The sequence below is a fragment of the Hydrogenophaga sp. genome, from assembly GCF_051860785.1.
GTDB lineage: Bacteria > Pseudomonadota > Gammaproteobacteria > Burkholderiales > Burkholderiaceae_C > Hydrogenophaga.
Genome location: NZ_JBIMLB010000007.1, coordinates 1 through 15,994 on the forward strand (window position 1 = coordinate 1; position 15,994 = coordinate 15,994).

Annotated in this window: 13 protein-coding genes and 1 pseudogene; 7 read left to right on the forward strand and 7 right to left on the reverse strand. The window is 66.1% G+C overall.

Features of this window, described 5'->3' with window-relative positions:
• The 3 genes and pseudogenes from ACTIF6_RS11080 to ACTIF6_RS11090 form a co-directional block, all read left to right on the forward strand.
• Positions 1-158: pseudogene (locus tag ACTIF6_RS11080) on the forward strand (electron transfer flavoprotein subunit alpha/FixB family protein); the annotation flags it as partial.
• Positions 159-236: 78 nt separating this feature from the next.
• Positions 237-2,024 carry an acyl-CoA dehydrogenase gene (locus ACTIF6_RS11085; protein WP_439588036.1) on the forward strand — a complete coding sequence of 596 codons (1,788 nt, stop codon included), beginning with the start codon at positions 237-239 and terminating at the stop codon, positions 2,022-2,024.
• Positions 2,025-2,050: 26 nt separating this feature from the next.
• Entirely contained in the window at positions 2,051-3,034 is a 984-nt protein-coding gene (locus tag ACTIF6_RS11090) for an NAD(P)H-dependent flavin oxidoreductase (protein ID WP_439588037.1), read from the forward strand.
• A 6-nt stretch (positions 3,035-3,040) separates the two neighbouring features.
• Here the strand turns inward: ACTIF6_RS11090 and ACTIF6_RS11095 are convergent, their stop codons facing one another.
• The 3 genes from ACTIF6_RS11095 to ACTIF6_RS11105 form a co-directional block, all read right to left on the reverse strand.
• A complete protein-coding gene (locus tag ACTIF6_RS11095; RefSeq protein ID WP_439588038.1) occupies positions 3,041-4,705 on the reverse strand; it encodes an AMP-binding protein in 1,665 nt (554 codons plus the stop codon).
• A gap of 44 nt (positions 4,706-4,749) precedes the next feature.
• Positions 4,750-5,589: an alpha/beta fold hydrolase gene (locus ACTIF6_RS11100; protein WP_439588039.1), complete on the reverse strand. Its 840-nt coding sequence runs from the start codon at positions 5,587-5,589 to the stop codon at positions 4,750-4,752.
• Between the two features lie 70 nt (positions 5,590-5,659).
• Positions 5,660-6,142: an ester cyclase gene (locus ACTIF6_RS11105; RefSeq protein WP_439588040.1), complete on the reverse strand. Its 483-nt coding sequence runs from the start codon at positions 6,140-6,142 to the stop codon at positions 5,660-5,662.
• A gap of 179 nt (positions 6,143-6,321) precedes the next feature.
• On the opposite strand from ACTIF6_RS11105, the gene ACTIF6_RS11110 reads away from it, so the two are divergent.
• On the forward strand, positions 6,322-6,801 hold the full coding sequence (locus tag ACTIF6_RS11110; protein ID WP_439588041.1) for a MarR family winged helix-turn-helix transcriptional regulator: 480 nt from the start codon (positions 6,322-6,324) through the stop codon (positions 6,799-6,801).
• A 14-nt stretch (positions 6,802-6,815) separates the two neighbouring features.
• Here the strand turns inward: ACTIF6_RS11110 and ACTIF6_RS11115 are convergent, their stop codons facing one another.
• On the reverse strand, positions 6,816-9,131 hold the full coding sequence (locus ACTIF6_RS11115) for a penicillin-binding protein 1A (protein WP_439588042.1): 2,316 nt from the start codon (positions 9,129-9,131) through the stop codon (positions 6,816-6,818).
• A 111-nt stretch (positions 9,132-9,242) separates the two neighbouring features.
• Here ACTIF6_RS11115 and creB point away from each other — a divergent pair, with 111 nt between their 5' ends.
• The 3 genes from creB to creD all read left to right on the forward strand — a co-directional run bounded on the left by creB (position 9,243) and on the right by creD (position 12,836).
• Positions 9,243-9,947, forward strand: a complete 705-nt coding sequence (creB, locus tag ACTIF6_RS11120) for a two-component system response regulator CreB (protein WP_439588043.1) — start codon at positions 9,243-9,245, stop codon at positions 9,945-9,947.
• A gap of 4 nt (positions 9,948-9,951) precedes the next feature.
• On the forward strand, positions 9,952-11,394 hold the full coding sequence (creC, locus tag ACTIF6_RS11125) for a two-component system sensor histidine kinase CreC (protein ID WP_439588044.1): 1,443 nt from the start codon (positions 9,952-9,954) through the stop codon (positions 11,392-11,394).
• Positions 11,395-11,489: 95 nt separating this feature from the next.
• Entirely contained in the window at positions 11,490-12,836 is a 1,347-nt protein-coding gene (gene creD, locus ACTIF6_RS11130) for a cell envelope integrity protein CreD (protein WP_439588045.1), read from the forward strand.
• A gap of 8 nt (positions 12,837-12,844) precedes the next feature.
• Here creD and ACTIF6_RS11135 read toward each other — a convergent pair whose 3' ends face one another.
• From ACTIF6_RS11135 to dalD, 3 genes are read right to left on the reverse strand one after another with little or no spacing between them, the layout of a single operon-like run.
• On the reverse strand, positions 12,845-13,780 hold the full coding sequence (locus ACTIF6_RS11135; RefSeq protein WP_439588046.1) for a helix-turn-helix domain-containing protein: 936 nt from the start codon (positions 13,778-13,780) through the stop codon (positions 12,845-12,847).
• 2 nt (positions 13,781-13,782) lie between these two features.
• Complete coding sequence (locus tag ACTIF6_RS11140; RefSeq protein ID WP_439588047.1) at positions 13,783-14,577, reverse strand: L-iditol 2-dehydrogenase; 795 nt, start codon at positions 14,575-14,577, stop codon at positions 13,783-13,785.
• Positions 14,574-15,962 (reverse strand): D-arabinitol 4-dehydrogenase, encoded by a 1,389-nt coding sequence (gene dalD / locus ACTIF6_RS11145; protein WP_439588243.1) that lies wholly within the window; start codon positions 15,960-15,962, stop codon positions 14,574-14,576. The genes ACTIF6_RS11140 and dalD overlap by 4 nt, the downstream gene beginning before the upstream one ends.
• Positions 15,963-15,994: the final 32 nt, after the last annotated feature.

Here is a 15,994-nt window from a genome sequence, read left to right on the forward strand (position 1 = left end):
GCATCTCGGGCGCCATCCAGCACCTGGCCGGCATGAAGGACTCCAAGGTGATCGTGGCGATCAACAAGGATCCCGAAGCGCCGATCTTCTCGGTGGCCGACTACGGCCTGGAGGCCGATCTCTTCCAGGCCGTGCCTGAATTGATCAAGGCGCTCTGAGCCCTCTGAAACACACAAGGGCATCGTTCGCGATGCCCTTGTTGCATCTGCATCCTTGAATTCCGTGGAGACAACCGAATGAGCTACATCGCACCCTTGAAGGACATGCTGTTCGACATCGAGCATCTGGCGCGCGTCGACCAGGTGGCGCAGATGCCGGGCTTTGAAGACGCCAGCCTGGAGACGGCGCAAGCCGTGCTGGAGGAGTGCGCCAGGCTCAACCAGGATGTGATTGCGCCGCTGAACTTTGAAGGCGACAAGAATCCGTCGTCGTTCAAGGACGGCAAGGTCACCACCACGCCAGGCTTCAAGGATGCTTTCAAACAGTACGCCGAAGGCGGCTGGCAAGGCCTGCAGCATCCCACCGACTTCGGCGGCCAGGGCCTGCCCAAGACCATTGGTGCGGCGTGCGGCGAAATCCTCAACAGCGCCAACTTGAGCTTTGCGCTGTGCCCGTTGTTGACCGACGGTGCGATTGAAGCTTTGATCACCGCCGGCAGCGATGAGCTCAAGGCGATCTATCTGGAAAAGCTCGTGAGCGGGCAATGGACCGGCACCATGAATCTCACGGAGCCGCAGGCGGGCTCCGATCTGGCGGCGGTGCGCAGCCGCGCCGAACCGCAGCCCGATGGCACCTACAAGGTGTTCGGCACCAAGATCTTCATCACCTATGGTGAGCACGACATGGCCGAGAACATCGTGCACCTCGTGCTCGCGCGCGTGACCGGCGCGCCCGAAGGCGTGAAAGGCATCAGCCTGTTCGTGGTGCCGAAGTTCATGGTGAACAAGGACGGCTCCCTGGGCGAGCGCAATGACGTGCACTGCGTGAGCATCGAGCACAAGATGGGCATCAAGGCCAGCCCCACCGCCGTGCTGCAGTACGGCGACCACGGTGGTGCCGTGGGCTACATCGTGGGCCAGGAGAATCGCGGCCTCGAGTACATGTTCATCATGATGAACGCCGCGCGTTACGCCGTCGGCGTGCAGGGCATCGCCATTGCCGAGCGGGCCTACCAGAAGGCCGTGGCTTACGCCAAAGACCGCGTGCAGAGCCGCCCGGTCGATGGCTCGATGAGCGCGGCCGCACCCATCATCCATCACCCCGATGTGAAGCGCATGCTCATGACCATGCGCGCATCCACCGAAGGCTGCCGCGCCATGGCCAGCGTGGCCGCCGCTGCCTACGATGCGTCGCACCACCACCCCGACGCCGAGGTGCGCAAGCAGAACGCGACCTTCTACGAATTCCTCGTGCCACTGGTCAAGGGCTACAGCACCGAGATGAGCCTGGAGGTCACCAGCCTGGGCGTGCAGGTGCACGGCGGCATGGGCTTCATCGAGGAAACCGGCGCAGCGCAGTACTACCGCGACGCCAAGATCCTCACCATCTACGAAGGCACCACGGCGATCCAGGCCAACGACCTCGTGGGCCGCAAGACCTCACGCGATGGCGGCACGGCGGCCAAGGCGATTGCCGCGCAGATCGAACAGACCGAAAAACAACTCGCGGCCGGCAGCACGCAGGCCCAGGCCGTGGGCAAGCGCCTCACGGCCGCACGCCAGGCTTTTGTGGACGTGGTGGAGTTCATCGCCGCGAACACGCGCAGCAACCCCAACGCCGCTTTCGCAGGCAGCGTGCCCTACCTCATGCTGGCCGGCAACCTCATGGCAGGCTGGCAGATGGCGCGTTCGTTGCTGGTGGCCGAGGAACTGTCCGCCAAGGGACAGGACGTGGCATTCATGCAGGCCAAGATCACCACCGCGCGTTTCTACGCCGACCACATCCTCAGTCGCGCACCCGGCGTGCGCGATGCGATCGTGGATGGTGCCGAAGCCGTGACCGCGCTGAGCGCCGACGCTTTCTGAACGTTTTCCGTCCAACTGGAGACCCCATGACCGCACCCGCTCGCAGCCTGCCGCCCGTCCTGAAGAACCTGAAGTTCCCGGTGATCGGCTCGCCGCTTTTCATCATCAGCAACCCCAAGCTCGTCATCGCGCAGTGCAAGGCCGGCGTGGTGGGTGCCATGCCCGCGCTCAACGCGCGCCCGGCCTCGCAGCTCGACGAATGGCTGGCGGAAATCACCGAGGCGCTGGCCGCGCACGACAAGGCGAATCCGGACAACAAGGCCGCGCCCTTTGCCATCAACCAGATCGTGCACAAGAGCAACGACCGGCTGGAGCAGGACATGGCGCTGTGTGCCAAGTACAAGGTGCCGATCATCATCACCAGCCTGGGTGCGCGTGAAGACGTGAACCAGGGCGTGCACAGCTGGGGCGGCATCGTGCTGCACGACGTGATCAACAACGTGTTCGCGCACAAGGCGATCGAGAAGGGCGCCGATGGCCTGATTCCCGTGGCGGCCGGTGCTGGTGGCCACGCCAGCGTGAAGAGCCCGTTTGCCATGGTGCAGGAGATCCGCGAGTGGTTCGGCGGCCCGATCGCGCTCTCGGGTGCCATTGCCTCTGGCGGCGCCATCCTCGCGGCGCAGGCCATGGGCGCCGACCTCGCCTACATCGGCTCGGCTTTCATTGCCACGCACGAAGCGCGCGCGGTGGACGGCTACAAGGAAATGATCACCTCCTCGGACTCCGACGACATCGTCTACAGCAACTTCTACACCGGCATCCACGGCAACTACCTCAAGGGCAGCATCCGGAACGCCGGCATGGACCCGGACAACCTGCCCGTGAGCGACCCAAGCAAGATGAACTTCTCCACCGGAGACGGCGCCAACGCCGCCAAGGCCTGGCGCGACATCTGGGGTTGTGGGCAAGGCATCGGCGCCATTCATGAGGTGATGTCGGCCGCCGACATGGTGGCTCGCTTCAAACGTGAATATGCCGAAGCCAAGGCCCGCCTCTGCGCAGGAGGGTGATTCCCCTCAAGCGGTTTGCTGTTCCTGCAGACCCAGCTCGCTCTTCATGGCGTCCCGGATCTTGAACTTCTGGATCTTGCCGGTCACCGTCATGGGGAACTCGGTGACGAAGCGGATGTATTTCGGCACCTTGTAGTGCGCGATCTGGCCCTGGCAGAACGCACGCAGTTCTTCCTCGGTGGCGCTTAGTCCAGGCTTCACCACCACCCAGGCGCACAGTTCCTCGCCATAGCGCGCGTCCGGCACGCCCACCACCTGCACGTCCTGCACTTTGGGGTGGCGGTAGAGGAACTCCTCGATCTCGCGCGGGTAGATGTTCTCGCCGCCGCGGATCACCAGATCCTTGATGCGTCCGACGATGTTCACGTAGCCTTCGTCGTCCATGGTGGCCAGGTCGCTGGTGTGCATCCAGCCCTCGGTGTCGATGGCTTCGCGGGTCTTCTCTTCGTCGCCCCAGTAGCCGTGCATGACCGAATAGCCCCTCGTGCAGAGCTCGCCCGAGCGGCTGCGTGGCACCGTGGCGCCGGTCTCGGGATCGATGATCTTCACCTCCAGGTGCGGTTGCACCGTGCCCACCGTGGACACGCGCTTGTGCAGCGGCGTGTCGGTGCTGCTCTGGCAGCTCACCGGGCTGGTTTCCGTCATGCCATAGGCGATGGTGATCTCGCTCAGGTGCATCTGCTCCACCACGCGCTTCATCACTTCGGTGGGGCAGGGTGAGCCGGCCATGATGCCGGTGCGCAGCGTGGACAGGTCGAACTCGTTGAAGCGGGGATGGTCCAGCTCGGCGATGAACATGGTGGGCACGCCATGCAGCCCGGTGCATTTCTCGGCCTGCACGGTTTCGAGCACCGTGAGCGGGTCGAAGCCATCGTTGGGGTACACGATGGTGGAGCCGTGCGTAAGACAGGCCAGATTGCCCAGCACCATGCCGAAGCAGTGGTACAGCGGCACGGGAATGCACAGGCGGTCCTGCGGCGTGAGCTTCATGCATTCGCCGATGAAGAAGCCGTTGTTGAGAATGTTCCGGTGCGTGAGCGTGGCGCCCTTGGGGAAACCCGTGGTGCCGCTGGTGAACTGGATGTTGATGGGGTCGGTGGCGCGCAGCGTGGCGCTGATCTTTCCGATGCGCGGATCGGCCGCATTGCCGCTCGCGAGCAGGGCGGAAAAACGCTGCATGCCCTGCTGATCGGCCTCAGTGGCCTGGTCGATCCAGAAGATCTGCTGCAACTTTGGCAGGCGTGCGGTGCCCAGCTCGCGCAACATGCCCAGGTAGTCGCTGGTCTTGAAACGCGCCATCGTCACGAGCACCTTGCAATCCACCTTGTTGAGGGCGTATTCGAGCTCCGAGGTGCGGTAGGCAGGGTTGATGTTGACGAGGATGAGGCCGATCTTTGCGGTCGCCAGCTGCATCAGCACCCAGGCCACGTTGTTGTGCGACCAGATGCCCACTCGATCGCCGGGCGCGAGACCCAGATCCAGCAGGCCGCTGGCAAGGCGGTTCGATTCCGTCTGCAGCGCCTGGTAGGTCAAGGTCAGGCCCTCATGACGGCTCACCAAGGCCTGCCGGTCCGGCTGCTTCGCCACCACGCCATCGAAGAAGTTGCCGATCGTCTGCTCGATCAGGGGGACATCCGTCGCGCCTTGGGCGCTGCTGACTGCTTCGGTCATGGTGATTTCCTCGGGGCAAGAATGGGTGCCGTCGGCCGCACTGCTCAGGCAGCGCCGCCCCGCACTTGCGTGGCGAAGTCGGCCAGACGGCGGTTGAAGCGCTCGGGCGCCTCCCTGAAGACCGCGTGCGCGACATCGGGTTCAACGTGCAGTTGCGATCCCTTGACCAGGCGCTGAATGTGGCGGCTGGACTCGGGCAAGAGAATTTTGTCTTCTTCGCCGTGCACGATCAAGGTAGGGACATCGATCATTGCCAACACGTCGTCGTTGTCGAGTTCGCGGCTGAAAAGGCCCACACGAACGGCAGATGGGGTGGCGCAGTTGTAGCCCAACGCTTCGTAGAAGTCGCCGTCGGAAAGTGGCGCTTCTTCACAGTCGCGGATGAACTGTCCCAGCGTCGGCACCAAAGCCGATGCTTCATCCGAGAAGACGGCGGGAATGTGTTGCAGCAGCTTGGGACCGAGCAAGGCCATGGCATCGGGTTTGCCCACCTTCGTGACCGCGCTGGCGAAGACGACGCCGGCCACGCGGTCCTGGCCATGTCGGCGCAGGTAGTCGCAGACCACCAGGCCACCGTAGGACCACCCGACGAGGATCACCTTCTTGCTGCCTGTCGATTCGATGACCGCGGCGATGTCGTCGGCCCAGAGGTCGCTGTCGGTGTAGTGCGCCGCGTCGAGCGGCTTTTCAGACTGCCCGTGACCGCGCAGATCGATGGCGACCAGGCGCTGGTTTTTTGTCAGCTCACTGTCCAGCTGGTGCTTCCAGCTCAGGGCGGCCTGCGAGAAGCCGTGTACAAAGAGAAGCGTGGGGCCGGCGCTGCGGCCTGAGTCGATCACGCTGATGGAGAGTTTGCCGCCACCGGCGATGGTGTTGCGTTGCATGGGAGTTTTCCAGTCGAAGGAAGGCTGTGGAAAGGCCTTCGGCCACCCATGTGGCCGAAGCAGGGTGGTTTCAGGCAGAGCGTTCGGCCAGGCCGACGCCGGTCGGTGCATTGGCTTCGCCACGCATCTGCCGCAAGACGGTCTCGAGGTCGAAGTAGACGCGCTCGGTCTTGAGCTTGCCGGCCTCTTCGCCCTCGCCGAACAGGTAGAACGCAGCGAGCTCGAAGCGGACTTTCTGACCGGTGGGCGCGACGCCGCAGAACTCGGCCTGGTGCGTGCCCGTCACCGTGACCTCGCGGATGGAGCAGCCTGGCACGTCGTACTCGGCCGTGTTGGTGAGGACAAAGTCCGGCACGGCCGCGTCGAAGGCTTTGTAGAAATCGACCACACCCGCGAAACCCGGGAAGTGCGTCGACAGCGGGACCACGTCGTAGGAGGCCCGTTCATCCTGAATAAAGGTCTCATACACGGCGGGCCAGTCGTGCGCGTTTTCTCCGCGCATGTGCTCATCGATGCATGCGCGTTGCAGGGCGATGCTTTCTTCTTGGCTCATTCTTTTCATGGTTGTGTCTCCGATAGGGTGGATGAGGGGCGCTGCGGGGTTGCAATTCATCATGCAGCGGAGTGGATCATATCAACAATGTTGTCATATTCAATATGAGTTATCTTTGAAACACTAGGTACAATCCCGAGCACTGCTCTGCCGCCCGCACGGCTTCTCCGGAAACACACATGGTCACCAGCAAACGCAAGGCTTCAGCGCCTCCCGCCCTCCCGCAGGCCTCAGGCGTGGTGGTGCCCGATGCGATCGACGGCGCGATCGTGGCGTTTCATCTGGCGTTTCGAAACGTCGTCAGTGGTGCCGACCAGCGCCTGGCGGAAATGGGACTGGGTCGGAGCCACCACAAGATTCTTTTTCACGCGGCGCGGCACGACCGCTGCCCGATATCCGACATTCGGGACTTCATCGGTGTCTCGCGCCAGGCGCTGCAGCGGCCACTGGCCGATCTGTACCGGCTCGGCATGATCGAAACGGTCGTTGCGCCCGAGAACCGGCGGATTCACCAACTGGTGTTGACGGCAGAGGGAGCGGTGCTTGAGCGAGAGGTCACCGCGTTGGTCCGAGCGCATTTCGAGGCCGTGTTCGGCCGGCTCGGCAATGCACACCGGTTGCACTGGATGGCCACCATGGAGGCCTTGGGAAGCTCCTGAAAGGAGCCGGATCCTCAAGGCCGGGATTCGCCGCGCAGCCAGGCGCCGAATGCGCCAAAGGCTTTGCCGAGATCGCCGGCGATGGTGCGGGCGTACTCTACACCACCCTGGTCGGAAATGGCCGATACCCAGCCACCATCGACCCATTCGGCATAGAGCCAGTCGTCGCCCTCGCGCACCAGCCCCGGTGGCGGTGAGGGGGCTGGCGCCACCGGCACGCCCTTGAGCGCCGTCCCCATGAAGTCGATCCAGATCGGTAGCGCCAGACGTCCACCCGATTCGGCACCGCCCAGGCCGCGCGGCTGGTCGTAGCCCATCCACACGGCGGTGGCGAGTGTGGGCTGGTAGCCGGCGAACCACGCGTCCACCGCGTCGTTCGTGGTGCCGGTCTTGCCAAAGAGGTCGCTGCGTTGGAGCGTGGCCTGCGCGCGCGCGGCGGTGCCGGTGCGTGTCACGTCGTTGAGCAGGCTGGACACCACGAAGGCGTTGCGCGCGGGAATGACCCGGTTCTCTTCCGTCAGCGCCACGGCCGGAGGCTCCTCGAACAGCACCTTGCCTTGCGCATCGGTGATCTTCTCGATCACCACCGGCGCCACGCGCCAGCCGCCATTGGCCAGCGTGGCATAGGCCTGCGCCATCTGCAGCGGCGTGGCGCTGCCGGTGCCCAGCGCGAGGGTGAGGTTGTCGGGCTGGCGCGCCGGGTCCAGGCCGAAGCGGCCGGTCCAGTCGCGCGCTGCCGGTGTGCCGGTGTGCTGAAGCACGCGAACGCTGGCCAGGTTGCTCGAACGCGCGACGGCCTCGCGCACCGAGATCGGCCCGGAGAACTGGCCATTGCTGTTTTTCGGGCTCCAGCCGTTGGCGGCGGTGAAGGGCAGGTCGTCCACCAGGGTGGCGGGCATCACCCGCGCTTCCAGCGCGGCCGAATACAGCAGCGGTTTGAGCGCCGAGCCGGGCTGGCGCCAGCCCTGGGTGACGTGGTTGAACGGCTGGCGCGTGAAATCGAAGCCGCCCACCAGTGCGCGCACGCGGCCGGTCTGCGGGTCCATGGCCACCAGCGCGGCTTCGGCCTCGGGCCACTGCGAAATGGCCCACACCGGACCGGCCTTGTTCTTGCCAGTGGTGACCACGCGCACGATGGAGCCGCGCTCGATCTTCAGCGGGGCCTTGGCCTTGGCGTCCAGCCCGCGCTGGGCCCAGCGCAGGCCCTCGCCCTGCACTGTCACGCGCTCGCCGCTGGTCAGTTGCACCTGCAGCGCCTTGGGGCTGGCCGCCAGCACGATGCCCACGCGCAGCGTTTCGTCGTCGCGGTGATCTTTCAAGGCCTCGGCGGCAGCGCGTTCCAGTTCGACGCCATCCTTGTCGGGCAGGGATTCCAGGTCTTCCGGGCCGCGCCAGGCGCCGCGCCGGTCGAACGCCAACACACCGCGCTGCACCGCTGCGTGTGCTGCACGCTGATCGGTCGCGCGCAGCGAAGTGATCACCTTGATCCCGCTGGAATAGGCCTCGGTACCGAAGCGGTCCACCACGGCGCGGCGCGCCATCTCGGCCACGTGCGCGGCATGCACGCTGCGCAGGCCGGGCTGGCGGATCACGAGCTTTTCGGCCTTGGCCGCTGCGAGCTGCTGATCGGTGATGGCGTCCACCGCGCGCATGCGGGCGAGCACCACACGCTGGCGCTGGGTCGCACGACCGAGGTTGGCCACCGGGTTGGCGTAGTAGGGGTTCTGCGGCAGGCCGGCGAGCATCGCCGTCTCCGCCAGCGAGAGCTTGTCCAGCGGCTTGCCGAAGTAGATCTGCGCGGCCGCCGCGAAGCCGTAGGCGCGCTGGCCCAGGAAAATCTCGTTGAGGTAGATCTCCAGGATGCGGTCCTTGGAGATTTCCTGTTCCAGCTTGAGCGCCAGCCAGATCTCCTTGGCCTTGCGTTCGGCGGAGAACTCGCGCGTGAGCAGCATGGTGCGCACCAGTTGCTGCGTGATGGTGGAAGCGCCCTGGCGCTGCCCGCCGGTGATGGCCGCCACCAGGGCGCGCGCCATGCCTTTGGGGTCCACGCCAGAGTGCTCGCGAAAGCGCGCGTCTTCCACCGCCAGCACCGCCTGCTGCAATTGCCGGGGCATGCGAGAAAGCGGCACGTATTCACGCCGCTCGGTGCCGAACTGCGCGATCTCCACGCCGTCGGCGGTAAAGACCTGCAGCGGCAGCTTGGGTTGGTAGCGGACGATGCGGTCCAGCGGCGGCAGGTCGAAGGTCGACGCGCGCGAAGGCAGCACGGAGAGGGTGGCGGCGACGAGGGTCAGGCCCAGGAGTGCACGCCGCAGGGTAAGCGCAAACATGGAGACGGATTGTCCGGGATTGGTGTGAAGCGGATGTGCGCTGCGCAGGGCGGCAAGGTAACCAGCTGTGTCCGCTTAAGATGGCGCCCTCCCTTCGACGCGACACCACCCATGCGCAAGCGCATCCTGCTGCTGGAAGACGAACAGGCCATCGCCGACACGCTGATCTACGCGCTGCAAAGCGAGGGTTTCGAGGTGCGGCATGTTCGCCTGGCCGGTGAGGCGCTGCAAGCCTTCGAAGCCGGGCCACCCGATCTCGCCGTGCTCGACGTGGGGGTGCCCGATGGCAGCGGTTTCGACGTGTGCCGCGCCATCCGCAAGACCAGCGAAGTGCCGATCGTGTTCCTCAGCGCGCGCCACGAAGAGATCGACCGCGTGCTGGGCCTCGAACTGGGGGCAGACGACTACGTGGTAAAGCCCTTCTCTCCGCGCGAGGTGGTGGCCCGGGTGCGTGCCATCCTGCGCCGCAGTGCCGGATCGGGCGGTCCGGCAGCGGCTGTCCCGAATGCGCCCGTTGCCCAGGCCGGTGCCCTGGTGCTGGACGAGGCGGCGCAGCGCATCGCCTGCCTGGGCAGCTACCTCCCGCTCACGCGCTACGAGTTCCAGTTGCTCGCCACCTTGCTGCGGCGGCCCGAGCGCATCTTCTCGCGCTCCGAACTGATGGATCTGGTGTGGGGCGGTGCCGCCGACACGTCCGACCGCACGGTGGATGCACACGTGAAGCTGCTGCGCGCCAAGCTGCGAGAGCGCGGCCTGATGGCCGAGGTGATCCAGACCCATCGCAACATGGGTTATTCCATTCGTTTGCCGGACTGAGCCCATGCGCATCGGCCTGCGGCTGCTGCTCGGTTTCTTCCTGATCCTGGGCCTCGCACTTTTCGTGGTGTTGCGTGTGTTCGTGGAAGAGGTCAAGCCCGGCACGCGCCAGGCCATGGAAGACAGCCTGGTGGACGCGGCCTACACACTCGCACGCCTGGCCGCGCCCGACATGAAGGCCGGCACCATCGCCAGCGGCGACTTCGCACAGGCGCTCACGGGTTTGCCCGGCGTGAACCCCCAGGCAAGCATCTGGGGTTTTCGCAAGGAGCGCATCGACTACCGCATCACCGTCACCGACGCCCAGGGCATCGTGCGTTTCGACACGCAGCCGGAGGCGATTGGCCAGGACTTCTCGCGCTGGAACGACGTGGCTCGGACCCTGCGTGGCGAATACGGTGCGCGCTCGAGCCCGGCCAATCCCTATGCGCCCGACGCCAGCACGGTCATGCACGTGGCCGCGCCCATCCGCGATGGCGAGCGCATCATCGGCGCGTTGTCCGTTTCGCGTCCCAACGAACGCCTTGAGCCCTACATCGAGCGCAGCCAGCAGCGCATCCTGCGCTGGTCGTGGGCCTTGCTGGGCCTGTCCCTGGCCATCGGGTTGTTGTTCAGCTGGTGGATCGCAAGTTCGCTCTCGCGCCTTCGTGGTTACGCGAACGCGGTGGCGCGCGGAGACCGCGTGGCCATGCCGGTGCTGGGGCGGCTTTCTGGCAGCACCGAATTCAGCGAACTGGCGCAGGCGCTGGAACGCATGCGGCTGAAGCTCGAAGACAAGGCCTATGTGGAGAGCTACGTGCACACGCTCACGCACGAACTCAAGAGCCCGCTGGCGGCAATACGCGGCGCGGCCGAGTTGCTGCAGGAGGAACTGCCCCCGAACGACCGGCACCGCTTTGCCGACAACATCCAGCGTCAGGCCGAGCGCCTGCGCCAACTGGTGGACAAGCTGCTCGAACTCGCCCACGTGGAGCAGATGCGAGGCCTGGCCTCGCGCGAACCGGTGGACCTGAGTGCGCTCACGCGCGAGCTGCTGCAGCGCATGGAGCCACGCACCCGGTTGAAAGCCCTGCGCGTGCACGACGATCTGGGGCCGGGCATGACGGTACCGGGTGATCCATTCCTGATCGGGCAGGCGCTGCAAAACCTGCTGGACAACGCGATCGACTTCTCGCCGCACCAGGGTGAACTCTGGCTGCGGTTGCGCCGGGACGGCGATCAGGTGGAATGGTCGGTGCGGGACCAGGGCCCAGGCATTCCCGGCTACGCGCAGGACCGCATCTTCGAGCGTTTCTACTCCCTGCCGCGCGGCGAGGGGCAAGACAAGGGATCCGGCCTGGGCCTTTGCCTGGTGCAGGAAGTGAGCGAGTTGCACGGAGGGCAACTGGTCATTGGCAACAACGAGCCTCCGCCTGGTTGCGAGGCTCGCTGGCGCCTGCCTTCCTGATCGTTTTCACGCCGGCTTCACAAAAATCCGCCGCACTGCACACGCGCTGCACGCAGCCTCATCAGACTGGCCGGGTTCTCAACACGGAGCCCGAATTGAACAAATACCCCTTGCTGAGCAAAGTGCTGATCATCGGCTTGCTGATGTTGCTGCTCTCGATTCCCCTGATGATGGTGCGCGACGTGATCCACGAGCGCAGCCAGAACCGTGAGATCGCCGCCACCGAGGTGGCGCGCGCCCATGCGGGTGCCCAGGTGCTCACCGGTCCGGTGCTGTACGTGCCCTACACAGAGACCTTCACGCGCACCGTGCCGGTGGGCGACACCGGTCTCACGCGCGAGGAGCGCGTGACGCAGGCACACGTGGCGATCCGTTTCCCGACCCGTCTGGACACACGCGCACGCCTGAACACCGAGACACGCTGGCGTGGCATCTTTCCCATCACGGTCTACACCAGCACGCACGAGAGCACGGGCCGCTTCGTCTGGAGCGATGTTCAACCAAAGGAGAAGGGTGGCCAGATCGCACTCGGCCAGCCCCGCCTGCTGATGGGCGTAGGCGATTTGCGCGGCCTGCTGAGCGCACCGCAGTTGAAGGTGGGAGGTCGTGCGCTGGCGGTGGGGCCAACCCTCTCGGCCCAGCGCATGCCTCTGCCGCTGGGAGCTGCTGTCGACGCAGCCTGGCTCAAGCCCGGCGAGGCCTTGCCCTTCGAGCTCCAACTGGAACTGGCCGGCACCGGCCGCATCGGCTGGGTGCCGCTGGCCGACGAGAACAGCGTGAACCTGCAATCGGCCTGGCCGCACCCCAGCTTCGTGGGCGACTTCCTGCCGCGTTCGCGCACCGTGAGCGCGCAGGGCTTCGAGGCGCAATGGAACGTGACCTCGCTGTCCGCGCAGGCCCAGCAGCAGTTTCTGCATCAGGGGGACAAGCCGCAGGCGCTGGAAGGTTTCGCCGTGTCGCTCGACAACCCGGTGGACGTCTACCGCATGACCGAGCGCGCCACCAAGTACGCCATGATGTTCATCGTGCTCACCTTCGCGGCCTTCTTTGTGCTGGAGATGGTTCGGCAGTGGCGCATCCATCCCATGCAGTACCTCATGATCGGTGCCGCGCTCGTGCTGTTCTTCCTGCTGCTGCTCTCGCTTTCCGAGCACCTGGACTTCGTCTGGGCCTACCTGGCGGCCAGCCTGGCCTGCATCGGCCTGCTGGCGCACTACCTGCGCCACGTGCTCGGTGGCTGGCGCCCCGGCCTGCTCATGAGCGGCCTGCTCGTTGCACTCTACGGTGTGCTCTACGGCATCCTGGTCTCGGAAGACAACGCGCTGATGATGGGCTCGCTGCTGCTGTTCGGCGTGCTCGCGGCCATCATGGTCGCCACACGCAAGGTGGACTGGTACAGCGTGATGGGATCGTCTGCCGCCGAGCCGCCACCGCGTGCCTGACCGCTGGCTCAGTTGGCGCCACGAAAGCGCGTCAGGGACTGGCGGCGGAACTCCGAGGGCGTCATGCCTTTGATCTCGAGGAAGCGGCGGTTGAAGTTGGCCACGTTGTTGAAGCCCACCTCGTAGCAGATGTGCGTGATCTGCTGGTCGGTGTCCATCAGCAACTGGCAGGCACGGCTGATGCGCACGCGGTTGACGAAGTCGGTGAAGGTGTTGCCGGTGGCACGGCGGAAGAAACGGCTGAACCGGCTCTCGCTCATGCCCAGCTCAGCGGCCAGCGAAGCGGCCGAATGGGGTTCGGCCAGGTGGTCGGTGATGCGGCTGACCACCGCGTCGATCTGGTCGAGCGAGGTGGCGTCGTCGTCGCTCTGCAACTGCACGCTGGAGAGCAGCCGGTATTCGGTGCAGGCGGCCAAGTCGGCGATGAAGTCGCAGAAGGCGGTGAAGCGGCGCAGGCCGCGCGCGCCCTTCACCTTGTGCCAGTGCGCCTCGGCCGCTTCCGACAGGCCGAAGAACTCGATGCCGTGCTTGGCGCGCTCCAGCAGCGGCAGCACCTCGCTGAGTTCGGGAATGGTCTCGCTCGCGCGCACCAGCGGCTCGTGCGAAAACTGGATGACGAGGTCGCGCAGCGCCACGCCGCCATCGGGCAGGTCCATGCTGACCCAGTTGTGAGGCAGGCGCGGACCCGTCAGCACGAGCTGGCCGGGCTGGAACGGGCCGATCCAGTCGCCCACGAAGACCTTGCCCGACGTGGCGGTGATGAGGTGCAGTTCGTATTCGTCGTGGTAGTGCCAGCGCGCCAGCGGCGTGGGGAAGCCGTGCGAGAGGCAGCGAACAAAGCCGACCTCGCCTGGCGGCTCGTAGCCCAGGTCGGGCGAGCGCGCGTACTCGTGCTCCAGCTCGGGACGAAGCTGGCGGGGAGCGGCGTGCGTCTTGACGGTCATGATCAGCTCATGACGTTACCACCGTCCACGTTGATCGTCTGCGCCGTGATGTAGCGCGCGTCCTCGCTGGCGAGAAAGACCGCGGTGCGTGCAATGTCTTCGGGCAGGCCCATGCGACCCAGCGGCACCTCGATGCCGACACGGCGCTTCTTCTCGCCCAGGGGTAGGTGCTCGTGGCGGGCGAAGAGGGCGTCGACGTGGTCCCACATGGGCGTGTCCACCACCCCTGGCGAGATGCCGTTGACGCGGATGCCGTGCGGCGCCATGGCCAGCGCCGCGCTCTGGGTGTAGCTGATCACGGCCGCCTTGGTGGCGCAGTAGTGCGAGACCAGCGCCTCGCCACGCCGTCCAGCCTGCGAGGCCATGTTGATGACCGAGGTGCCCGGCGTGCCGGCCTCCACCATGTGGCGCAGCACCGCCTGCATGACGAAGAACATGCCCTTCACGTTGACCGCGAACAGTCGGTCGAACGAGGATTCGTCGCTCTCCAGGAGAGGCGCCATGTCGAACACCGCTGCGTTGTTGACCAGGGTGTGGACAGGGCCGAAGCGCTCGCGGGCGGCGTCCACGAGGCGATCGATGCCGGCGCGCTCGGTCACGTCGGCGGCGATGTAATGCAGTGCATGGGGGTGGCGCGATTGCAGGAGGCGCACAGGCTCGGGTGTGTCCGGCGCACGATCGACCACGCTGCAGCGCGCGCCCTCGGCCAGGCAGGCCTCGGCGATCGCCAGCCCGATGCCGCCACCTGCGCCGGTGATGAGCACATGCCGCTCCGTCAGCCGAGGCGCGGCGTTCATGCTGGCACCGCCTTCATGAAACCGGCCACGCGTTCGCTCGCACGATGCACCGCGTCGACGAGGCGCATGTCGCCGGCGGAGGATCCCCACAGCGTGGCGTCGGTGCACAGCGCGACCACCGGGTCGGCCGCGTCGCAGATCGCGTGTGCCACCGCCGGGTCCATGCCCTGGTCCTGGTAGGTGTAGGGCAGTCGGCCGATGTGCCAGCGTTGCAGGAAGGCCAGGAACAGCGCGGGCAACAGGGCCACGCTGTCGATGGGGGCGCCTTGCGCGAGCCGCTCGCGCACCGTGGGTGCGATGAAGCCCGGGATCTTGGAGAAGCCGTCCATGGCCACGCGCTGGTTGGTATCCCGGATTGCTGGATTCGCGAAGCGATCGAGCACGGTGTCGCGGTACGCTGGCAGGTCCACCGGGCTGGGCGAGCCCGGGCGGCTCAGGCAGGGGATCACGTCGTTGGTCACGTAGTCGTGGGCCATCTGCCGGATCGCCGGGGTGAGCGTGCCTTCGTGGATGAACTGCAGGCCCGCGAGCGTGCCGGCCCAGGCGATGCAGCTGTGGCTGGCATTGAGGATGCGGATCTTGGCTTCCTCGAATGGTTGCACCGACCTCACCATCTGCACGCCCACGCCTTCCCAGGCGGGACGCCCGGCCGCGAAGTCGTCTTCGATCACCCACTGGATGAAGCTCTCGCCGGTGACGGGTGCGGCGTCGTCCTGTCCGGTGGCTGCGCGCACGCGCTCGCGCAGCTCGGGTGGCGGGCGTGGCGTGATGCGGTCCACCATCGCGTTGGGGCAGGTGGTGTGGGCGCGCATCCAGGAGAGCAGGGGCATGTCGCCCACGAGGTCGATGAACTCGAAGAGGCCGGCGCGCACGCGTTCGCCGTTGTGCCGCAGGTTGTCGCAGTTGAGCAGCGTCACCGCGCCCGCGCCGGTGGCGCGGCGTGCCCGCAGCACCGCGCACAGTGCGCCGTAGATGGTTTCACCCGCCAGGCCCTGGCGGGCGCGTTCGATATCGGCGGCGAGTTCCGCAAAGCCCAGGTCCAGCCGGCCCCGATCGTCGAGGTAGTAGCCTGCCTCGGTGACCGTGAAGGAAATGATGCGCGTGGCCGGATGCGCGCCGCGCTCGATCACCGGCGAGAGGTTCGCGGCATACGGCAGCACCTCGCGGATGGAGGTGATGCGCTCGTAGCGGTATTCACCGGCGGTCGACACCGTCTCCAGCGTGTAGGCCCCGCCTTGCGCGCGCAAGGCGGCCAGTACGTCGGGCATGTCGTCGCGCAGGTTGGCGCTGCAAATGGACCAGCGCGTGTCGCCGCTCTGGATGAGGCGGTACAGGTAGACCGCCTGGTGTGCCCGGTGGAACGAGCCCAGGCCCAGGTGCAGGATGACGCATTCGGAAGCGGGCGGCGGAAGGCTCA

Bases quoted from the DNA above. Each gene is read 5' to 3' on its own strand.
- ACTIF6_RS11135 (WP_439588046.1), bottom strand. From the start codon at position 13,780: ATGACCGTCAAGACGCACGCCGCTCCCCGCCAGCTTCGTCCCGAGCTG.
- ACTIF6_RS11115 (WP_439588042.1), bottom strand. From the start codon at position 9,131: ATGTTTGCGCTTACCCTGCGGCGTGCACTCCTGGGCCTGACCCTCGTC.
- ACTIF6_RS11085 (WP_439588036.1), top strand. From the start codon at position 237: ATGAGCTACATCGCACCCTTGAAGGACATGCTGTTCGACATCGAGCAT.
- ACTIF6_RS11105 (WP_439588040.1), bottom strand. From the start codon at position 6,142: ATGAGCCAAGAAGAAAGCATCGCCCTGCAACGCGCATGCATCGATGAG.
- creB (WP_439588043.1), top strand. From the start codon at position 9,243: ATGCGCAAGCGCATCCTGCTGCTGGAAGACGAACAGGCCATCGCCGAC.
- ACTIF6_RS11110 (WP_439588041.1), top strand. From the start codon at position 6,322: ATGGTCACCAGCAAACGCAAGGCTTCAGCGCCTCCCGCCCTCCCGCAG.
- ACTIF6_RS11140 (WP_439588047.1), bottom strand. From the start codon at position 14,577: ATGAACGCCGCGCCTCGGCTGACGGAGCGGCATGTGCTCATCACCGGC.
- ACTIF6_RS11095 (WP_439588038.1), bottom strand. From the start codon at position 4,705: ATGACCGAAGCAGTCAGCAGCGCCCAAGGCGCGACGGATGTCCCCCTG.
- creC (WP_439588044.1), top strand. From the start codon at position 9,952: ATGCGCATCGGCCTGCGGCTGCTGCTCGGTTTCTTCCTGATCCTGGGC.
- ACTIF6_RS11090 (WP_439588037.1), top strand. From the start codon at position 2,051: ATGACCGCACCCGCTCGCAGCCTGCCGCCCGTCCTGAAGAACCTGAAG.
- ACTIF6_RS11100 (WP_439588039.1), bottom strand. From the start codon at position 5,589: ATGCAACGCAACACCATCGCCGGTGGCGGCAAACTCTCCATCAGCGTG.